Genomic DNA, 17,697 nt, shown 5'->3' with positions numbered 1-17,697 from the left:
GACCACGCCAACCATGAAGACCAGTAAGACATTCGAGGACGTTATGAATATCCCGGCCAACCAGCGCGGCGACACTCTGACCGCACGACTCAACCGAGCCAAAACGACAAACAACCTAGCCGCCGAAAGCGTCATCATCGATCTCGAAGCACGCTGCCGGATCGCGGACGCGCTCGACAGGATCGCCGCCACGCTCGGACAGCTCGCCAATGTCCCGCCCGAATCCACGCAGGGCTAACGGTTGGCGGCGTGACCAGCTGCGCAAGCGAGTGCTTGCCGCCTATGACGTGTGTGCGATCTGCGGCAAGCCGGTCGACAAGAGCCTGCGCACTCCGCATCTATTGAGCGCGGAGGTCGACGAACTCGTGCCTGTGTCACGTGGCGGCGATCCATTGGACTTCAGCAACTGCCGTCTCGTGCATCGTCGTTGCAATCGACTCAAAAGCAACAAGAGCGACACGTACGCTCGCGCGCTGCTCGCCGGAAAACAGATGATACGATCGACGTCCCTGCCGTTGATGACGAGCGGCGACTGGTAGACCCACGGTGGGGTATCCTCCCGCCCGGTCTGGCAGCCACCTCGGGCACAGGGCCGATCTCTCCCCGGGCTAGGCCCTTGATACGAAACTAGGAGCAGTTAACGATGAAATGCCGGTATTGCGGCAAGCAGCTACCAGCCCAATCGACCGGTAGGCCGCGCAAATACTGCTCTGCGGCGTGCCGCGTCAAGGCATCCCGCCAGCACGAGCACGGCAGCGTCACCGCTGATACGAAACGTGTTACGAAACCCCGGCGTCACGAGATCACCAACAGCCAACTGGACGACATCGTGAACGGCGTCCCGCCCGACTACGAGGACTGTCTTCGTTTGGTGGTTCGCCGCCTGCACGCGGCCATGGAGTCGGCGGACACGGCCCCGCGTGACCTGCCCGGCATCGCCCGCCAGCTGGTAGACGCCGCAGCCAAGCTCGACGCGATCCGCCAGCAGCAGGACGATGACCCATTGTTCGACCTGGACAGCGAGGTTGGCGCGTTCACGCAAGCCGACCTCTAGAATTGGAACCGTCAACAAAACAATCACTGGATTGCGCTGTTGGTTATAGATGGTTCGGCCGCAGCGGCATGGAACACCGCCAAGGCCACAAAAGAGCGCCAGATTAACGTCTGGCGCTCTTCTCATATCCGTGACTACATTTTGACTACATTTTTCTGAAAAAACAGTGTAATTCGGTGTAATTTCCCGAAATACGAAAAAGCCGCCCAACCCTACTCCTGTAAGGCAAAGCGGCCATTTCCCAACGATTCTCAGCCATGGGTGAAGATGATTCGAGCCCCTCATCGCCCACCGCCTGCCAAGCCTCGGAAACCACACGGTGAAATCACACGGTTCCGGGGCTTTGTCATATCGAAAGTCAGGGCAGTCAGAGCCGTGCACGTTTCGGGCACGCGCCAGGCCGCATGCAGCCGCATACAAGAAAGCGGAGACGATGCAGGACCGTCCCCACTCAGGTTTTCGAAGATCGTCAGCGTCCCTTGCCGAAGGCGCGCAGATGAATGCCGTTCCAGTCCTTGCTGATGGTCAGCGGCGTGGCGGCGTTCATGCCTGCGGTCTTCGCAGCGGACTGCACGGTGCTGGAGCTGGCCGCACCCGGGCGACCGGGCTTGGGGGTGAGCACCCACAGCGGGCCGTCGTCGCCGAGCACCGCGTAGGCATCCACGATGGTGTCGGATAGCTCGTCCTCGTCGTCGCCGTCGCGCCACCAGATGATCACGCCGTCCACGGCGGAATCGTAATCCTCGTCGACCAGATCCTCACCGGTCAGGTCTTCGATCTTGGCGCGGATCGAATCGTCCACGTCTTCGTCCCACATCCACTCCTGGACGATGTCGCCCTTGTGGAAACCGAACTCTTCAGCGTTATCAGATGCCGTTTGATTCACGGGACATTACATTAGCAAACCGCGGGGAACAGCCGCGTTAACACGCGCGGCGCGTCTCATCAAACGATCATGCGATCCGCTTCCGGAGCGCATGATCCGCACGCTTGCCGGACATGTCTTTCCCGGCCGTCAGGCGGTGCAGTGCGGCAGGTCCGCGCCCTCGCCCTTCCCGATCGCGACCAGCGCCTGATACGCCTCGTCGAGCGTCGCGACCTTCACGTCGCGCAACCCTGCCGGCACATGGCCAACGACCTCGTCGCAGTTCGATTCGGGCGCGAGGAACCATGTCGCACCGTCGCGTTTCGCGCCGATCATCTTCAGCCTGATGCCGCCGATCGCGCCGACCTTGCCGTTCTTCGACATCGTGCCGGTGCCGGCGATCGTCTGGCCGCCCGTCTCATCCGTTTCGGTGAGTTTGTCGATCAGGCCGAGCGAGTACATCATGCCCGCGGACGGGCCGCCGATGTCGTCGACGTGCATGGTGACCGTCACACCGTCCGTGTCGATGCCGAGCGTCTGTTTCGCGTACGCAAGCGCGGCGGCGGTCGCGGATCCTTGCGAGGAGGTCATCTCCTTCTCGCTTTCCTTCTGGTATTCCTCGGCGCTCTGGCCGACCGGCACGACGGCCTCCTGCGGCATGACGGTCTGCTGCGGGTCGAGCCACGCCCACAGGGTCTGCGCGTTGGTGACCGGATAGCCGGGCACGCCGGACGCGTTGACGGTGACGAGCAGCAGCTTGCCGGTGTCCCGATGCGTGTCGGCTCCGGTGACGGTGATGACGTTCTTGCCGCCCGTCTTGCCAAGCACGTCGGCGGTGGGGCCGGGGCCTTCGACCGCGTAGGCGCTGGGCAGGCACAGCACGACAACCGACAGCAGCACGGCGAACGCCCCGGTAAGATACCCGCGTGGACGCGCCCCGTAGTATTCGCGCACCCGTGCGCCGATACGTGAGAATATGCCTTGGGCGTGAGACTGGCGTTTCGTGTGCATGTTCGGCATACCTCCAATACTATGGAACCAACCGACGTTAACACATGAAGCGGGGAACGGACTATGGACGAGAACGCAATCCACCAGTGGCTGATCGAATGCTTCGGCCCGATCCAGGGCGAGATGGCCTTCAAACAGCTCAACGACCTGCCCGACGCGATCAAGGACCAGCTCATGAGTCAGGACCCGTCGAAGCTGCCCAAGCCGAGCGAGGTGCAAGCGCTGATGCAGGCGTTCACCACGGGCGGGCTGAACACGCCGAGCGAAATGCAGCAGACCGTGGCCGAAGGGCCGATCAACGTGAAGCTGGCCAAGTCGATCGCCTTGCAGCAGGCGAACGGAGAGGGATCGTTGCCGACGGTGAGCGCGGAGTCGGGAGCCGCGGCGCGCCGTGCGATGAGCGAGGCGAACCTGTGGCTGGACACGGCGTGCGAAATGAATCCGGTGGCCGGCGAACCCGAGGTGATGACCCGCGCCGGCTGGGTGGAGGAAACGATCGACGCGTGGGCGAAGTTCGCGGCACCGGTCGCCGAGTCGATGAACGAGGCGCTGGCCTCGGTGATCTCCGAACGTCTGGGAGACGCGTTCAACGGCGAGATCGCGGGCGTGTTCGCGGGCCCGGTGTCGATTCCGATCCCCGAAGGCATGAAGAACCCGGCGCAGCTGATGCGGCTGCTGGGCAACACGTCGTTCGCGATGCAGCTGGGCCATGCGGCGGGCGACCTGTCGCACGAGGTACACGGCAGTTTCGATCAGGGCGTCGCATTGCTGGCCAATCCCGCGGGCGGCCTGATCGTGCAGAACGTCGAGGAGTATGCGAAATCGCTGGATATCCCGGTCGCGGAGGTCATGTCGTTCCTCGCGTTGCGCGAGATGGCGCATGCGCGCCTGTTCGCGTCGGTGCCATGGCTGATGCCGCGGTTCGAGGCGCTGATCGGCAAGTACGCGCGCGGCGTGGACATCGACCTAGACGCGATGGAGGAGCAGCTGCGCGAGGCGAGTTCGATGGATCCGGAGGCGATCTCCGGCGCGGTGAACCTCACGAAGGTGGGCATTGCGGACACGCCCGAGCAGCAGGAGGCGAAAGCGTCGTTGGAGACGCTGCTCGCACTGGTCGAAGGCTGGGTGGACTGCGTGGTCTGGCGTGCCGGCATGGCGCACATCCCGCATATCGAACAGTTGCGCGAGATGATCCGGCGCGAACGCGCGGTCGGCGGCCCGGCCGAGCGGACGTTCGAGTCGTTGCTCGGATTGGAGCTGCGACCGAAGCGCATGCGCGAGGCGGCGGCTCTCTGGGAGCAGATCGGCGCGACTGACGGCATCGAGACCCGTGACGCGAAGTGGGGTCATCCGGATCTGTTGCCGGCATTGCCAGGCGACAAGCCGGCCGACGGCGCAACGGATGCCGCGAACGCAGGCAACGGCGATGGCACTCCGGACCGGTCGAACGGTTCGTCCGGCGGCTCCGATGCGATCGACTGGGACGCCGAGCTGAGCAAGCTGCTCGGCGAGGATTCCGGAGATTCCCCGGACGACGAACGACAGTAGGCGCCGGCCGACCGTCAGGTCAGAAATCTGCTGGGGACGCGCGGCCGGCCGGGCATGGCCGGATCCTTGGCGCGCGCATACGACAGGTGCAGGCTGTCTTCGGCACGGGTGACGCCGACATACGCGAGCCGACGCTCCTCCTCCAAGGCGTCGCCGTCCGCGGGAGAACCATACGGCATCAGACCCTCGGAACAGCCGACCAGGAACACATGCCTGAACTCCAGACCCTTGGACGCGTGAATCGTGGACACGTTGACCGCTCCCGCGCGCGCCGCACCGTCAGCTCCCAACGATTCGAGGACCGCCTGCCGGCTGGCCGGATCGTCTCCGGCCGCACCCGACCATCCAGTATCGCGCCGGACGCGATACCGCAGCCCAAGCTCCCGCAACGCGTCACAGAACAGGCGCTGCTGGACGTTGATACGGGTCAGGATCGCGAAGTCGGACGGATCCTCCCCCTTGGCAACCATGGCCGCGATGCGCCCCGCGACCCCTCTCGCCTCGTCAGCGTCCGACTCGTAGACCGTGTGCCGCACGTGCTCGCCGTCGATCCGGGCGGAGACCAGACGCAGATAGTCCCCGCGTTCGGGAGACCTGGAGAGAATACGATTCGCGTATCCGACGATCTGCGGCGTGGAACGGTAGTCCGTGTTCAGGCTCACGTCGGCGGCCAACGGTCCGAACTGCCCGGGGAACGACAGCAGGTCATAGCTGCTGGCGCCGGCGAACGAGTAGATCGTCTGCGCGGGGTCTCCCACCACACACACATTGCGATTGTCGGCCAGCCACAATGTCATCAGCCGATGCTGCAACGGCGACACGTCCTGGTACTCGTCCACGGTCAGCCAGCGGACCGAACGACGGATGTCCGCCGCCACGTCATCGAACTCGTCGAGCACATGGCATGCGATCAGCAGAATATCGTCGAAATCGATCAGTCCGTGCGACGTCTTCTCCTGCTCGTAGCAGTCGTACACGTCCTCGAACTGCTGCACCTCCAAACCTGCCGGCGGGCGGCGGTGCAGCGCGGCGGCCACGCGCGGATAGTCCCCGGGCGCGATCAGCGACACCTTCGCCCAGTTGATCTCCTCCTGCACGGCGCGGGCCGTCTGTTCGTCCGCACCAGCCGCGGCGCACACCCGCCCCAGCGCCACATCGATGATGCGCCGGGGCTCGCCATCGTCGGCTATATGCGGGAATGGCGCGTCGCAGATATCCTCCCAGTGCCGGCGCAGCTGCTGCAGCGCCGCCGAATGGAACGTCGCCGCGGTCACGTCATCCACGCCAAGCCCGCGCAGCCGCGAACGCATCTCGTTCGCCGCCTTGACGGAGAACGTCACGGCGAGCGCGCCCGACGGATCCCACTGCCCGCTCCTGCACGCGTATGCGATGCGCCGGGTGATCGTGCGCGTCTTGCCCGCGCCCGCCCCCGCGACGATGCGCACCGGACCGTCGACGGTGGCCGCCGCCGTATGCTGCGATTCGTCCAAACCGTCAAGCAGATCCTGTGCGTGGGTGTCCTGTGCCGATGTCATGCGTTCCATTGTGGCAGCCACCGCACCTTCATGCGAGCGCCATGCGTGTTTTGGCCTGATGACACCGGTTCGAGTCAGGGGATGTATTAGGGTGTAACTGTGAGTGAACGAAGCAAATTCCAGTTGGCGGCCCTTGCCTGCGCGGCCATGCCGAGCATCGCCGTGGCCGGAGTGCGCGAAGCGGGATCGCAGAATGCCGCGGACGGCACGGCCGGCATCGATCAGGCGATCGTCCTGGATTCGACCGGACGGCAGTACGACGTATTCGCATCCGACACCGAGGCCGGATGCAAGAGGCTGAGGAACCGCGTGCGGGCCGCTCGCACGCTGGCGCAGGCGCGTGAGCCCGGCGGCCTGGGATTCGGGTTGGATCAGGTCGTCGCGTTCCAGGACGCCAACGAGAAGGGACCGACCGGGGGCACCGCGGTCATGGTCATCAACCATCTCGACGGCATCGCGCGCAATCTCGATCTGCTCACATTGGACGACTGCTCGGCGATCGGCACGGCGATCGGCGCGATCCACCGTCTGCCAGGCACGATGGTGGGGTCGGGCGGTTACCCGTCGTTCGGCACGTCGCAGATCCACGCGCAGCTGTCGAAGTGGATCACCCGGTTGCGCGCCGCAGGTCATATTCCTCCGGAGATCACCGGCAGCTGGGCGCGGATCATCGAGACGGACGGCCTGTGGTCGTTCGCCACATGCTTTGTGCATGGCGGGTTCGTGGACGGCGACGTACTGTATTCCGGTTCCACGATCACCGCGATCACCAACTGGCAGGGCATGCAGATCAACGATCCCGCCCGCGACCTTGCATGGATCTTCGCCAAACTGGACGAGGAACATCGCAACGCGGTGTTGGCCGCATACGGGCGGATGATGGGTTCGCGATTGGACGATTTGATCATGCTGCGCGCGAACCTGTGGTTGCAGATGGAGCAGGTGGGCGATTTCATCCAGGCGCTGAACCGTGCCGACAACGTGAAGATCATGCAGTTCAAGGCGCAGGTGGATCGTCTGGCCCATCAGCTCGGCATCGTCACGCACAAGGCCGACGGCGCGCCGCTTTCGGCTCCTGCGGCGGGATCGGCGGATGACGGCGGACCGCAGGGCGCCGGAGACGAGACCGACGAGCGCAAGGCGCCGTCCACGATCACCGTGGGCACGCTGCTGCGCGAAAGCGAGCGGCGTCTCGCACAGGCCGGAGCACAGGCCGGTCAGGGAGCCGCTGCTCCTGCCGTGTCGGCCATGACCGGATCGGATGAGACCGGAGACATGGATCGCACCGATTCCGCACAGGTCGTGTCGGATCCGACCGGTGAGACGGATGCCACGGCCGATCACACACCCGAATCCACGCCGACGGCATACCGTCCGTCGCCCGACTCCCGGTCATGGACCCCGTCGAGTTCCCCGACGATGGCGATCAGCCCGGACGAGGCCCGTGCGATGTTCATCGATCAGACGTATGACGGTTCCGACGACACGCCGGACAACCAGCCGCAGGTCTACCGTTCGCAGCCGTACCAGGATCGCGTCCGCCAGCAGCAGGCAGGCATGAGCCCGGCCCAGGAGCAGGATGCGCAGACCGTGCTGATCCCGCTGCTCGAGCAGGAGGAGCGTGCCTTGCGCGATGCGCAGCTCGGCCTGGCGTCGCGCACCGGCATCACGCGCGCGGTGGCGCAGGGCGGCACCCCGGCCGGGCATGACGATCATGACCATGAGAGCGGCGAACACGGCGAGGAAGCGTCCACGCCGACGGCGTAACCGAACGTACCGGCCACGCCGCTTGGCACAATAGAGAAAAACGCATGCCGCCACGTGGCGGCCGTCATCAAGGAGCATCATGGACATCGAACTGGGTATCCGCAATGTGGCGCGCACCGTCACGTTCAGCACCGAACAGAGCGCGGACGAGGTGAACGCGGTGATCGGCAAGGCCGTCTCCGAGCATCAGACCATCGAGCTGACCGACGACAAGGGCCGCCATATCGTCGTGCCGGCCGATGCGCTCGGTTACGCGATCATCGGTTCGGAAACCAAGCACGCCGTCGGTTTCGGCGCGCTGTGACGTCCGGTCCAAGCCGTGTCCCGTCCCGTTTCCCGCGAAAAGTGGGCACAACGGGATCCGAATAATCAAAGGTGGGTGTTTCGGTGTTATTTGGGGACGATGTTCGTCCGTATATGACACCGAAACACCCACCTTTGGTTTCCTAGAGCCTGTTCTGCCCACTTATGGGTTCGTCTTTCCTATTTCCACAGCGGAATCGCGCCACGGCGCACGATTTCGACTACCGTGGCCTCATCGGTGAGGTTCTCCCCCAGCGCGTTCGGCTTGCCTTTGCCGTGCCAGTCCGATCCGCCCGTCACCAGCAGACCGTGACGGCGTGCGATGGCCAGCAGCCGTTCGCGCTGTTCGGGCGGATTGCCGCGATGCCATACCTCAAGACCGTCCAGCCCCTCGCCGATCAGCCGTTCGATCTGCCGATCCGACAGCAGTCGCGCATTGCGGCTCAGATCGCCGGCATGGGCGATGACCGTCACGCCTCCGGCTTCGCCGACCGCCCGCACCACTTCATGGGTACTCGGCGATGGTGTTGGAATATAGTATTTGCTTGACGTGCTCACCACGTCGGAGAATGCGTCGGATCGGGTCGGATACACGCCGGCGGCTACGAGCGCATCCGCGATATGAGGCCGACCGACCGTCGTCTTCTCCCCCTCGCGCACCTGTTCCAGCACGCTGTTCCAAGTAATCGGGTAATCGGCCGACAGCAGTTCGACCATCCGTCTGACACGCTTGAGTCTAGCGGCCCGTGTGGCCTCGAACAGCTCGCAGATATGCCGGCTGCGCGGATCGTACTGGAACGCGAGCATGTGCACGGAGATTCCTTCATCATCGGCGGTGATCTCCGTACCGCGCAGCAGCGGTACACCGCACCGGGACGCGGCGTCCTCGGCGTCATGCCATCCTGCGGTCGTGTCATGGTCGGAGATGCCAACGCCCAGCAGGCCCAGACCCTTGCCCTGTTCCACCAGCGTGGCCGGCGTCTCCGTACCATCGGAGAACACCGTGTGGCAGTGGATGTCCCAGCCCGTGCGCGGCGGTTCGGAAGGAATGTCGATGCGAGTCATACGACCATCGTAATCTGAAACCGGTCATCGGCATGTCATATGACATGCCGAAACGAATCGGAAGGGAACCTGATATGACGAACGAACAGGACAGCGAACCACACGAGACCGTGGTTCAGCCGAGCGGATGGCGACACGCCGCGACATGGACGTATCTGATCATGCTGATCGCCTCGGCGGTCGCGCTGGTCGTCTCGTTCGTGTTGTCGGCGGAAACGCTCAAGCTTGCGCGCGACCCGAACCAGATCCTCGACTGCGACATCAACAGCGTGCTTTCCTGTTCGACGGTCGCGCAGTCGTGGCAGTCGGAGATCGTCAAATTCGGCGGGCTGAGCTATCCGAACGCGTTCTTCGGCATCGCCGCCGAATCCGTGTTCGTCACGGTCGCGGTGATCGGTCTGACGCGTGTGGCAGTGCCCCGCTGGTTCGCGGCCTGCACTTGGCTGGGCGGTCTCGCCGCGATCGCCTACTCGTACTGGCTGACTTCGCAGTCGCTGTTCGTCATCAACGCCCTGTGCCCGTGGTGCCTCGCGCTCATGTTCTCCACGACCATCCAGTTCATGGCACTGAGCCACGCAACCGTCACCGTGCAGGGGCTGCCGGCACGTTCGCAGGGCCTACGCACGTATTACCGTCTTAATTACGATCTCATGGCCGACGTGGTGTGGCTGATCGCGCTCGTGGTGCTAATTCTCGTCAAGGACGGCGCAGCCATCTTCTCGTGAGCCGCGACGACGACTCCCTAGAGCAGTTCGATGCGACCTACCAACGTGGCCGCGCCGGTGAGTTTCACATCCTCGTCGGTCACGTCGACGCGCAGCGTGCCGCCGCGCACGGTGATCGTCCAATGGTCGATGCCGGTCTTGGCACGCAGCGTCACGGCGGTCGCGCACAGGCCGGTGCCGCACGAGAGCGTCTCCCCGCAGCCGCGCTCGTTCACGCGCATCGTCGCCTCTCCGGCATCGTTCGTCTCATCCATGTCATCGATGCGCACGAACTCGACGTTCTGATCAGACTCGAGCACCGGACTGACTTCCGGCTTCGTCACCAGATCAAGCTCCTCGACCGTGGGCAACGTCGCGAACGAATCCTCGATCACCGCGACCACATGCGGGTTGCCCATGTCCACGAACGTGCCGCGCGCCGAACCGGTCGTGCCGGGGATCGTCACGGCGAACGCATCCGTCTCGCCGCGCTTCCACGCTCCCATGTCCACCTGGAACACGTCCTTGCCGAACCCGGCCACGGCCCCCAGCGAGGTGATCGTCTTCACGCCGGCGCGGGTGCCGAGCCTGAACGGCGCTCCCCCGGCCGGCTCGGCGTACCCCTGCCGCTGCGCGAACAGCGTGATCGCACGCGTGCCGTTGCCGCACATCTCCGCGAGGGATCCGTCCGCATTGCGGTAGTCCATGAACCATTCGGCACCGCCGGCCGCGGACTCGGCGACCTGTTCGGCGCTCAGATCGGACACGTCGCCCGGATGCGCAAGACGGATCAGACCGTCGCCGCCGATGCCGAAATGCCGGTCGCACAGGAAGCGCACCTCGTCCGGCGTGGGTTCATATTCGCCGGTCGGATCGGCGTAGACGACGAAATCGTTGCCCGTGGCGTGGGCCTTGTATACAACGTGCGGAATGCTCATGGCTTTACTCTAGCGTGGGATGCGCGGAGTACTCTAGTGAACGTCCACATATCTTTTGCAGGAGGCAGCGGCATGGCTTCGACGGCACCGATCGGCGTATTCGATTCCGGACTGGGCGGCATTTCGGTGGCACGGCAGATCATGCACGACATGCCGCATGAGCACGTGCTGTATTTCGGCGATTCCGCGAACGCGCCGTATGGCACGAAGTCACCGGAGCAGGTGCGCGAATTGAGCTTCGCGATCGTGGAACGGTTCGTGAAACAGGGTGTCAAGGCCGTGGTGATCGCGTGCAACACGGCGACGTCGGCGGCGGTGAACGACCTGCGCGAACACTACGACATGCCGATCATCGGCATGGAGCCGGCGTTGAAGGTGGCGTGCGACCGCGGCGACCGCGCGGACGGCTCGCATGCCGCTCAGCGAGTGATCGTCGCCGCGACGCCGCTGACGTTGCGCGAGCACAAGTTCGCCGCGCTGATGGACCGGTTCAAGTCCGAGAACACGATCTTCCCCGAGCCATGCCCGGGCCTGGTGGAGATCGTCGAGCACGGCCGGCTGGGCGATCATGATCTGGTGATGCGCACGCTGCACGGCTATTTTGATCAGTACGATCTCGATTCGATCGACTCGGTGGTGCTCGGCTGCACGCATTTCGTGTTCTACCGCGACTATTTCCGCGAGCTGCTGCCGGCCTCGACCGCGATCATCGACGGCAACGAAGGCACGGTGCGGCATTTGGGCGTCGTGCTCGAATCGCTCGGCAAGCTTGCGCCGGACGATGCGGCCGGCGGCGTGGAACTCGCCAATTCCGACCCGAGCGAGCATATCGCGACATTGTCAAGCGAACTGCTGCATTCCTGACCGGATGATGCCGGTTTGTCCCGGCTGGGCACGTAAGCTCGGACGCGATATCGGCACAGCACGAAGGGGAATTGGCATGGCTGACAACACGCAGACGCAGGAGACGCAGCACAGGACGGCGCTGATCGACGTGGGCGGCGGATTCCGCGCGATCTTCGGCGCGGGCGTGATGGACCGCTGCCTTGAGGACGGCATCGCGTTCAACCACTGCTATGGGGTTTCGGCGGGCAGCGCGAACATGGTCTCATTCATCTCCGGCCAGCACGGCCGCAACCACAAGTTCTACACGGAGTACGCGTTCCGCAAGGAGTACGCGAGCTTCGACTCGTTCGTGAAGAACCACAATTTCGCGAACCTCGACTACGTGTACGGCACGCTGAGCAACCATGACGGCGAATATCCGGTCGACTACGCGGCGTTCGAGGCGAATCCGACCGGGTTCACGGTGATCGCATGCGACGCGCGCGACGGCTCGGCCAAGTACTTCGACAAGTCGGACGTGCATTACGACGATTTCAATATCATGAAGGCGTCGAGCGCAGTGCCGGTCGCGTGCGAACCGTATGTGATCGACGGGGTGCCGTATTTCGACGGCGGCATCGCCGATCCGGTCCCGGTCCAGAAGGCGCTGGACGACGGCTACGACCGCGTGGTGCTGATCCTGACCCAACTGAAGGACGTGCTGCGCGAGCAGAAGAAAGACATCGCGCCGGCGCGTATCCTGCGCCACTCGTACCCGGCGGCGGCCGAGCGGCTGCTGGAACGCTACAAGACGTACAACGACGAGGTGGCATTGGCCAAGGAGTACGAAAAGGACGGCCGCGTGCTCATCCTCGCGCCCGAAAGCCTGTACGGCCTGTCGACGCTGAGCAAGTCGTTCGAGGGACTGGAGCGCATGTACCGCGCCGGCTATGCCGCCGCCGAGGCCATCCCCGAGTTCCTGGCGAGCTGATTAACCTCCGACTAGTACTTTATCGGGTTTAATGCGATGGGTCCGACGCTCCCTCAGTCCGCTTCGCGGACAGCTCCCTCGGCCGAGGGAGCCAAGAACACAGAACGCGTCAGCTTAGGTCCGGCAACATACCAGTCCCGGTCAAAACCGTTAAATGGATATTCGGCTCAGCGATCATTACGCACACGGAACGCGCCGCGCTCAGATTCGATCGGAATCTCGGTCACGGCCACGTGCGCGACGCGCGCCCAATCCGGCCCGACCTTCAGCCACGAGATCATCTGCGCGATCTCGGTCGGCTCCCCCTGCGCCTCGACCTCGACCGACCCGTCGAGCCGGTTGCGCACCCAGCCGCCCACGCCGATCCTGCGCGCCTGTTCGACCGTGTAATACCGAAATCCCACGCCCTGCACCAGACCCGTGACCACGGCACGTACACGAATGACGTTGCTGGACTCAGTCATGTTCCTCCCTACCTGCGCCGGTTGGCGAGCGGCTCGCCGTGGGCGTAGCGGCGCACGTTGCCGAGCGCGATCGCGATGATGCGATCCTCGGTTGCGGCCAGATGGTTGCCGCCGGCGACGTGCGGGGTGATCAGGCAGTGCGGTTCGTTCCACAGCGGACTGGACGCGGGCAACGGTTCGGGTTCGGTGACGTCGAGACCTGCGCCGTGCAGTTGGTCCTCGGACAGGGCGCGGGCGAGCGCACGCGGGTCGATGGCGGTGCCGCGGCCGGCGTTAAGCAGCACGGCGGTCGATTTCATGAGGGTCAGGCGACGGCCGTCGATCAGATGATACGTGTCGGCAGTGGCCGGTACGACCATCGCCACCACGTCGGCGGAGGGCAGCAGCGAGTCGAGTTCGCTGAAATCATGCATCTCGTCGATGCCGTCGGCCGGGCGGGTCTTGTCGCGGCGCACGCCGATCGTATGCGCGCCGGCGGCCTTGCACAACGTCGCGAAATGCGAGCCGATGTCGCCGGTGCCGATCACGAGCACGGTCGCGCCGACCGGCGACAGCGCTCGGCCGAGGTCGTGCCAGCGCTGTTCGGTCTGCTGGCGCGCGTACATGGGGATGTTCTTCATCAGCGACCACATCATCGCGAACAGGTGTTCGGCCACGGTCTGGCCGTACGCGCCGGTCGCGTTCGTGACCTGCGTGCCGTCGGTCAGCACGCCGGGCGCCAGATACGGGTCGACGCCGGCGCTCCAGGTCTGCAGCCATTCGAGGTTCGGGTAGTGCGCGCACTCGTCGGCCGGGATGTTGCCGATGACGGCGGTGGCGGTTCCGCGCAGTTCGTCCGGCACGACCGCCTTCCAGCCCATCATGCCGCGCTGTGCGGCGACGCCCGTGAATTCCTGATGCACGTCGGTGCCGTCCACGGCATCGCAAAAAGCCTGCCGTTCCTCGTCGGTCAGCGGCAGGCAGTTGATGATCGTCTTGCTCATACGGCCATTGTAGGCCGTACCGGAACATCTACTTCGCGGCGGAAGCCACGTCGGACGGCGCGTCGCCGCCGTCGGTCTTGGTTTCGTTGGCGGTGAGCATCGCCTCGGTGATCTGCCGGTAGAGCGCCTCGTAGCCGCCTGGCGTGGCGCTCGGCAGCACGACGGTCTTCGCGTTCTTCGATTCGGACAGGGATCGCATCACATCGAGGTACTGGTTGAACAGCACGACGTTGTTCACGTCGTTGATGTTCATGCCCACGGCCTGCAATGACTTGATCTGGTCGACGATGCCGTTGGCGATCTCGCGGCGGTAGTTCGCCTGGCCCTCGCCCTGCAGACGCGTCTTCTCGGCCTCGGCGGCGGCCTGTGTCTCAATCTGGATGCGCTGGGCCTCGGCGCGCTGGCGCGTAGCCTCCTTCTCGCGCTGGGCGGCGTTGATGGAGTCCATCGCGTTCTTGACCTGCGGCGACGGGTCGATCGCGGTGATCAGCGTCTTGACGACGGTGAAACCGAAGCGCGCCATCTCGTTGCCGACGGTCTTCTGCACGTCGAACGCCACATCGTCCTTGCGGGCGAACGCGTCGTCCAAGGTGAGCGCCGGGATCGCGGAACGCAGCGCGTCCTCCATGTAGGAGCGCAGCTGGCCGGCCGGGTCGCGCAGCTCGTAGTATGCGGTGGCCACGTTCTCGGCGTTCACGCGGAACTGCGTGGAGGCGACCACGGTGACGAACACGTTGTCGAGCGTCTTGGTTTCGAGCTGCACGTTGAGCTGCGAGACGCGCATGTTGGTTTTGGTGGCGATGCGGTCGACGAACGGGATGCGCGCGTGGATGCCGGCGAACTGCACCTTATGGAATTTGCCGAACCGTTCGATGATGTACGCCTGCTGCTGCGGCACGACGAAGATCGCCGCGCACAGCAATGCGATGACGACGGCCAGCACCAGCACCGTGATGACCGGCCCGGTGAAATCGGATAACAGCATGATGTCCCCTTCCTTGTCTGCCGGCACCGTCCTCGATGCCGGCTCACGGTTCCCATCGTATCAGCACGAATCACGAACCGCCCGGAATCCGGGCATCAGTCCACCGTCCGTTCATTCGCCGAGGCGTGCGAGCGTGCGCGTGGCGACGGTGGCGAGCAGGTCGGCGCCGTCGGCGAGCGCGTCGAGTTTGGCGTAGAAGGTCGGGCCGTGCATCGGCCGGTCGCCATTGCCGACGCCGATGTGGATGAACGAGCCGGGCGCATGCTGCAGGTAGTAGGAGAAGTCCTCTCCGCCGAGCGAGGTCTGCTTGGGCGTGACGACGGTGAGTCCGAGGTCTGTGGCGGTCTGGGCGGCGAGCGCCGACCACTGCTCGTCGTTGACGACGGACGGCGAGCCGTATTCCCATTCGAAGTCGACGCTTACTCCGTAGGCCGCGGCGATGCCGTTGACGATGGCTTCGAGCCGGTCGTGGATGATCGTGCGGTCTTCGGGGAACGCGGTGCGTGCGGTGCCTTCGAGGAAGGCGTCGGGGGCGATGACGTTCCAGGTGCTGCCGGATTCGACGTGGGTGACGGTGACGACGCACGGATGCGTGGGCTCGACGTCTTGACCGCTGATCGACTGAATGCCCTCGACCGCGGCGGCGAGCGGGCGGATCGGGTTGATGCCGCCGTTGGGGTGCGCCGCATGGGTGCCGCGACCGTGGAAGCGCACGCGGAACTTATCGACCGCTCCCGAGTCGGGGCCGGACGCGATGACGAACGTGCCGGGTTCCTCGCCGTTGGTGTCGTGCACGCCGTAGAACGCCTCGACATCATTCAGGGCGCCGGTGTTGAGCACGGCGACGGCTCCGGTCGGAATCTCCTTGGTAGCGGCCACCTCTTCGGCGGGCTGGAAGATCACCTTGACGGTGCCGGCGAACTCGTCGCGTCGTTCGGCAAGCAGCAGGGCCGCTCCGAGCGCGGTGGTGAGGTTGTAGTCATGACCGCAGCCATGCAGGTATCCGGGGTTGAGGGACGCGTACGGCACGCCGGTGTCCTCCTGGATGGGCAGCGCGTCGATGTCGCCGCGCACCGCCACCACATGGCCGGCGCCCAGGCCGTCCTTCGCCGCGCCGTCGATGCGTGCGACGAGTCCGGTCTTCAGGCCGGTGTCGAGGATGTCGATGCCGTGTTCGGTAAGGATCTGCCTGATGCGCGCGGTGGTCTCGAATTCCTGGTATGCCGGCTCGGGGTGCTGGTGGAACCAGCGGTAATGGTCTTCGAGTTCTGCTTGCAGATGCTGTGCGGTCATGGTGTTCCCTTCGTGTGCTTGCGGTTGGTCGGATGTGCTGCGGTCGGATCAGGCGGGTTGGTAGGCGTGGGCGATGGCCTGATCGAGGTCGGCGATCAGATCGTCGACGTTCTCGAGACCGATCGACAGGCGGATGAGGTTGTCGCTCACGCCGGCGGCCTTGCGGTAGACGGCGGGCACTTCGCGGTGCGTGATGCGGGCGGGGTTGACGATCAGGGATCTCGCGTCGCCGATGTTCGGCACGTAGGAGAACAGGTTCGTGCCGTCGAGGATGCGGTTGACGTTGGTTTCGTCCCCGTCCACCTCGAACGAGAGGATCTGTCCGACTCCCTTGGGCAGGTATCGTTCGACGAGCCGGCGTTGCGGATGGTCCGGGAGCGCCGAATAGTTGACTCGCGTGACGTGCGGCACGCCGCGCAGGTGTTCGGCGACGGCGAGCGCGGAGGCGGCCTGCTGGCGTACGCGCTGCGGCAATGTCTCCAGCCCGACGAGCGACAGGTATGCGTTGAACGGGGCCATGACCGCGCCGAACGTACGCAGGTATTTGGTGCGCACCCGGTGGATGAACGCGCCGCGGCCGAATTTGGAGGCGAAGCTTTCCCATACGCCGTTGCGTTCGTCGCTCAGGATCAGCTCGTTCGTGGTGAATTGCGGGAAACGCCCGTTGTCCCAATCGAATCGTCCCGCGTCCACGATCGCGCCGCCGAGGGCGTTGCCGTGGCCGGTGATGCCCTTGGTGGTCGAATGCACGACGATGTCGGCGCCGAATTCGATCGGACGGAACAGGTACGGCGTGGGCACGGTGTTGTCGACGATCAGCGGGATGCCGTGACGGTGCGCGAGTTCGGCGAGCGGCGCGATGTCGGTGACCTCGGTGCTGGGATTGGCGACCGATTCGGCGAAGATCGCACGGGTGTCGTCCCCGATGAGCGATTCGACTTCGGACAGGTCGTTGATGTCGTGCACGAAGTCGGTGTGGATGCCGAACTGGGGGAAGAACGTCTCCATCGCATCGACCGAGGCGCCATACAGGTCGGTGGGCGAGATGATGCGGCCGCCGCCTTCGGCCGCGCACAGCAACGCGTAGGAGACGGCGGCCATGCCGCTGCCCACGGCGACCGCCGAATCGCCGCCTTCAAGCGAGGCGATCCGCTGTTCGAACACGTCCACGGTGGGGTTCGCCACGCGCGAGTATGAGAATCCCCTGGTCTGGCCGCCCGCGAGCGCGTCACCGTGCAGGGCGTTCTCCATCCCGTAGGCCACGGACTGGTAGAGCGGCACGCTCGAGGAGTCCCGGTTGGCTGCCGGATCGTATCCGGCGTGCACGCTCAATGTCTCGAATCCGGTCGTCTCTTGCTGCGTCACG

General features: G+C 64.8%; 19 protein-coding genes. 9 read left to right on the top strand and 10 right to left on the bottom strand.

Annotation, left to right across the window (positions count from 1 at the left end; genetic code table 11):
• Positions 1-13: 13 nt before the first annotated feature.
• The 3 genes from KIH76_RS03130 to KIH76_RS03120 all read left to right on the top strand — a co-directional run bounded on the left by KIH76_RS03130 (position 14) and on the right by KIH76_RS03120 (position 1,054).
• A complete protein-coding gene (locus KIH76_RS03130; protein ID WP_219069298.1) occupies positions 14-238 on the top strand; it encodes a hypothetical protein in 225 nt (74 codons plus the stop codon).
• Positions 210-539 carry an HNH endonuclease signature motif containing protein gene (locus KIH76_RS03125; protein WP_219069296.1) on the top strand — a complete coding sequence of 110 codons (330 nt, stop codon included), beginning with the start codon at positions 210-212 and terminating at the stop codon, positions 537-539. The genes KIH76_RS03130 and KIH76_RS03125 overlap by 29 nt, the downstream gene beginning before the upstream one ends.
• 104 nt (positions 540-643) lie before the next feature.
• The gene (locus KIH76_RS03120; protein ID WP_219069294.1) at positions 644-1,054 is read left to right on the top strand and encodes a hypothetical protein; all 411 of its coding nucleotides are present in this window, start codon (positions 644-646) and stop codon (positions 1,052-1,054) included.
• A gap of 469 nt (positions 1,055-1,523) precedes the next feature.
• Here KIH76_RS03120 and KIH76_RS03115 read toward each other — a convergent pair whose 3' ends face one another.
• Together KIH76_RS03115 and KIH76_RS03110 are read right to left on the bottom strand one after the other, a co-directional pair.
• On the bottom strand, positions 1,524-1,940 hold the full coding sequence (locus KIH76_RS03115; RefSeq protein WP_214373303.1) for a DUF3052 domain-containing protein: 417 nt from the start codon (positions 1,938-1,940) through the stop codon (positions 1,524-1,526).
• A 129-nt stretch (positions 1,941-2,069) separates the two neighbouring features.
• The gene (locus tag KIH76_RS03110; RefSeq protein ID WP_214373302.1) at positions 2,070-2,939 is read right to left on the bottom strand and encodes a YlbL family protein; all 870 of its coding nucleotides are present in this window, start codon (positions 2,937-2,939) and stop codon (positions 2,070-2,072) included.
• A 54-nt stretch (positions 2,940-2,993) separates the two neighbouring features.
• On the opposite strand from KIH76_RS03110, the gene KIH76_RS03105 reads away from it, so the two are divergent.
• Entirely contained in the window at positions 2,994-4,478 is a 1,485-nt protein-coding gene (locus KIH76_RS03105; RefSeq protein ID WP_214373301.1) for a zinc-dependent metalloprotease, read from the top strand.
• 14 nt (positions 4,479-4,492) lie between these two features.
• Here KIH76_RS03105 and KIH76_RS03100 read toward each other — a convergent pair whose 3' ends face one another.
• Positions 4,493-6,022, bottom strand: coding sequence for an ATP-dependent helicase (locus KIH76_RS03100; RefSeq protein ID WP_214373344.1), 1,530 nt, complete (start codon positions 6,020-6,022; stop codon positions 4,493-4,495).
• A 138-nt stretch (positions 6,023-6,160) separates the two neighbouring features.
• On the opposite strand from KIH76_RS03100, the gene KIH76_RS03095 reads away from it, so the two are divergent.
• A complete protein-coding gene (locus KIH76_RS03095) occupies positions 6,161-7,780 on the top strand; it encodes a phosphotransferase (RefSeq protein WP_236036812.1) in 1,620 nt (539 codons plus the stop codon).
• Between the two features lie 79 nt (positions 7,781-7,859).
• A complete protein-coding gene (locus tag KIH76_RS03090; RefSeq protein WP_214373300.1) occupies positions 7,860-8,084 on the top strand; it encodes a DUF3107 domain-containing protein in 225 nt (74 codons plus the stop codon).
• Between the two features lie 179 nt (positions 8,085-8,263).
• Here KIH76_RS03090 and KIH76_RS03085 read toward each other — a convergent pair whose 3' ends face one another.
• Positions 8,264-9,148: a PHP domain-containing protein gene (locus KIH76_RS03085; RefSeq protein WP_214373299.1), complete on the bottom strand. Its 885-nt coding sequence runs from the start codon at positions 9,146-9,148 to the stop codon at positions 8,264-8,266.
• Positions 9,149-9,222: 74 nt separating this feature from the next.
• Here KIH76_RS03085 and KIH76_RS03080 point away from each other — a divergent pair, with 74 nt between their 5' ends.
• Complete coding sequence (locus tag KIH76_RS03080; protein WP_236036792.1) at positions 9,223-9,873, top strand: vitamin K epoxide reductase family protein; 651 nt, start codon at positions 9,223-9,225, stop codon at positions 9,871-9,873.
• 17 nt (positions 9,874-9,890) lie between these two features.
• Here the strand turns inward: KIH76_RS03080 and dapF are convergent, their stop codons facing one another.
• A complete protein-coding gene (gene dapF / locus KIH76_RS03075) occupies positions 9,891-10,790 on the bottom strand; it encodes a diaminopimelate epimerase (protein ID WP_219069292.1) in 900 nt (299 codons plus the stop codon).
• 72 nt (positions 10,791-10,862) lie between these two features.
• Between dapF and murI the strand changes: the two genes are divergently transcribed.
• Positions 10,863-11,654 (top strand): glutamate racemase, encoded by a 792-nt coding sequence (gene murI, locus KIH76_RS03070; RefSeq protein WP_214373296.1) that lies wholly within the window; start codon positions 10,863-10,865, stop codon positions 11,652-11,654.
• Between the two features lie 76 nt (positions 11,655-11,730).
• On the top strand, positions 11,731-12,606 hold the full coding sequence (locus KIH76_RS03065) for a patatin-like phospholipase family protein (RefSeq protein WP_214373295.1): 876 nt from the start codon (positions 11,731-11,733) through the stop codon (positions 12,604-12,606).
• Between the two features lie 167 nt (positions 12,607-12,773).
• Here KIH76_RS03065 and KIH76_RS03060 read toward each other — a convergent pair whose 3' ends face one another.
• The 5 genes from KIH76_RS03060 to KIH76_RS03040 form a co-directional block, all read right to left on the bottom strand.
• Entirely contained in the window at positions 12,774-13,070 is a 297-nt protein-coding gene (locus KIH76_RS03060; protein WP_219069290.1) for an acylphosphatase, read from the bottom strand.
• Between the two features lie 8 nt (positions 13,071-13,078).
• Positions 13,079-14,053: a D-2-hydroxyacid dehydrogenase gene (locus KIH76_RS03055; RefSeq protein ID WP_219069288.1), complete on the bottom strand. Its 975-nt coding sequence runs from the start codon at positions 14,051-14,053 to the stop codon at positions 13,079-13,081.
• A 28-nt stretch (positions 14,054-14,081) separates the two neighbouring features.
• Positions 14,082-15,038 (bottom strand): SPFH domain-containing protein, encoded by a 957-nt coding sequence (locus tag KIH76_RS03050; RefSeq protein ID WP_420829247.1) that lies wholly within the window; start codon positions 15,036-15,038, stop codon positions 14,082-14,084.
• A 111-nt stretch (positions 15,039-15,149) separates the two neighbouring features.
• Positions 15,150-16,331, bottom strand: coding sequence for an amidohydrolase (locus tag KIH76_RS03045; protein WP_219069286.1), 1,182 nt, complete (start codon positions 16,329-16,331; stop codon positions 15,150-15,152).
• A 48-nt stretch (positions 16,332-16,379) separates the two neighbouring features.
• The gene (locus KIH76_RS03040) at positions 16,380-17,696 is read right to left on the bottom strand and encodes an O-acetylhomoserine aminocarboxypropyltransferase/cysteine synthase family protein (RefSeq protein WP_214373291.1); all 1,317 of its coding nucleotides are present in this window, start codon (positions 17,694-17,696) and stop codon (positions 16,380-16,382) included.
• Position 17,697 lies beyond the last annotated feature (1 nt).

Origin of the sequence: Bifidobacterium simiiventris (assembly GCF_019331715.1) — a bacterium.
Classification (GTDB): domain Bacteria; phylum Actinomycetota; class Actinomycetes; order Actinomycetales; family Bifidobacteriaceae; genus Bifidobacterium; species Bifidobacterium simiiventris.
The sequence above is the reverse complement of the archived record's forward strand: the minus strand, read 5'-3'. Positions and strand labels throughout refer to the sequence as shown.

Excerpts from the sequence above, each read along its gene's own strand:
- KIH76_RS03130 (WP_219069298.1), top strand. The coding sequence starts at position 14 with ATGAAGACCAGTAAGACATTCGAGGACGTTATGAATATCCCGGCCAAC.
- KIH76_RS03125 (WP_219069296.1), top strand. The coding sequence starts at position 210 with ATGTCCCGCCCGAATCCACGCAGGGCTAACGGTTGGCGGCGTGACCAG.
- KIH76_RS03120 (WP_219069294.1), top strand. The coding sequence starts at position 644 with ATGAAATGCCGGTATTGCGGCAAGCAGCTACCAGCCCAATCGACCGGT.
- KIH76_RS03110 (WP_214373302.1), bottom strand. The coding sequence starts at position 2,939 with ATGCCGAACATGCACACGAAACGCCAGTCTCACGCCCAAGGCATATTC.
- KIH76_RS03105 (WP_214373301.1), top strand. The coding sequence starts at position 2,994 with ATGGACGAGAACGCAATCCACCAGTGGCTGATCGAATGCTTCGGCCCG.
- KIH76_RS03100 (WP_214373344.1), bottom strand. The coding sequence starts at position 6,022 with ATGGAACGCATGACATCGGCACAGGACACCCACGCACAGGATCTGCTT.
- KIH76_RS03095 (WP_236036812.1), top strand. The coding sequence starts at position 6,161 with ATGCCGAGCATCGCCGTGGCCGGAGTGCGCGAAGCGGGATCGCAGAAT.
- KIH76_RS03090 (WP_214373300.1), top strand. The coding sequence starts at position 7,860 with ATGGACATCGAACTGGGTATCCGCAATGTGGCGCGCACCGTCACGTTC.
- KIH76_RS03085 (WP_214373299.1), bottom strand. The coding sequence starts at position 9,148 with ATGACTCGCATCGACATTCCTTCCGAACCGCCGCGCACGGGCTGGGAC.
- KIH76_RS03080 (WP_236036792.1), top strand. The coding sequence starts at position 9,223 with ATGACGAACGAACAGGACAGCGAACCACACGAGACCGTGGTTCAGCCG.
- dapF (WP_219069292.1), bottom strand. The coding sequence starts at position 10,790 with ATGAGCATTCCGCACGTTGTATACAAGGCCCACGCCACGGGCAACGAT.
- murI (WP_214373296.1), top strand. The coding sequence starts at position 10,863 with ATGGCTTCGACGGCACCGATCGGCGTATTCGATTCCGGACTGGGCGGC.
- KIH76_RS03065 (WP_214373295.1), top strand. The coding sequence starts at position 11,731 with ATGGCTGACAACACGCAGACGCAGGAGACGCAGCACAGGACGGCGCTG.
- KIH76_RS03060 (WP_219069290.1), bottom strand. The coding sequence starts at position 13,070 with ATGACTGAGTCCAGCAACGTCATTCGTGTACGTGCCGTGGTCACGGGT.
- KIH76_RS03055 (WP_219069288.1), bottom strand. The coding sequence starts at position 14,053 with ATGAGCAAGACGATCATCAACTGCCTGCCGCTGACCGACGAGGAACGG.
- KIH76_RS03050 (WP_420829247.1), bottom strand. The coding sequence starts at position 15,038 with ATGCTGTTATCCGATTTCACCGGGCCGGTCATCACGGTGCTGGTGCTG.
- KIH76_RS03045 (WP_219069286.1), bottom strand. The coding sequence starts at position 16,331 with ATGACCGCACAGCATCTGCAAGCAGAACTCGAAGACCATTACCGCTGG.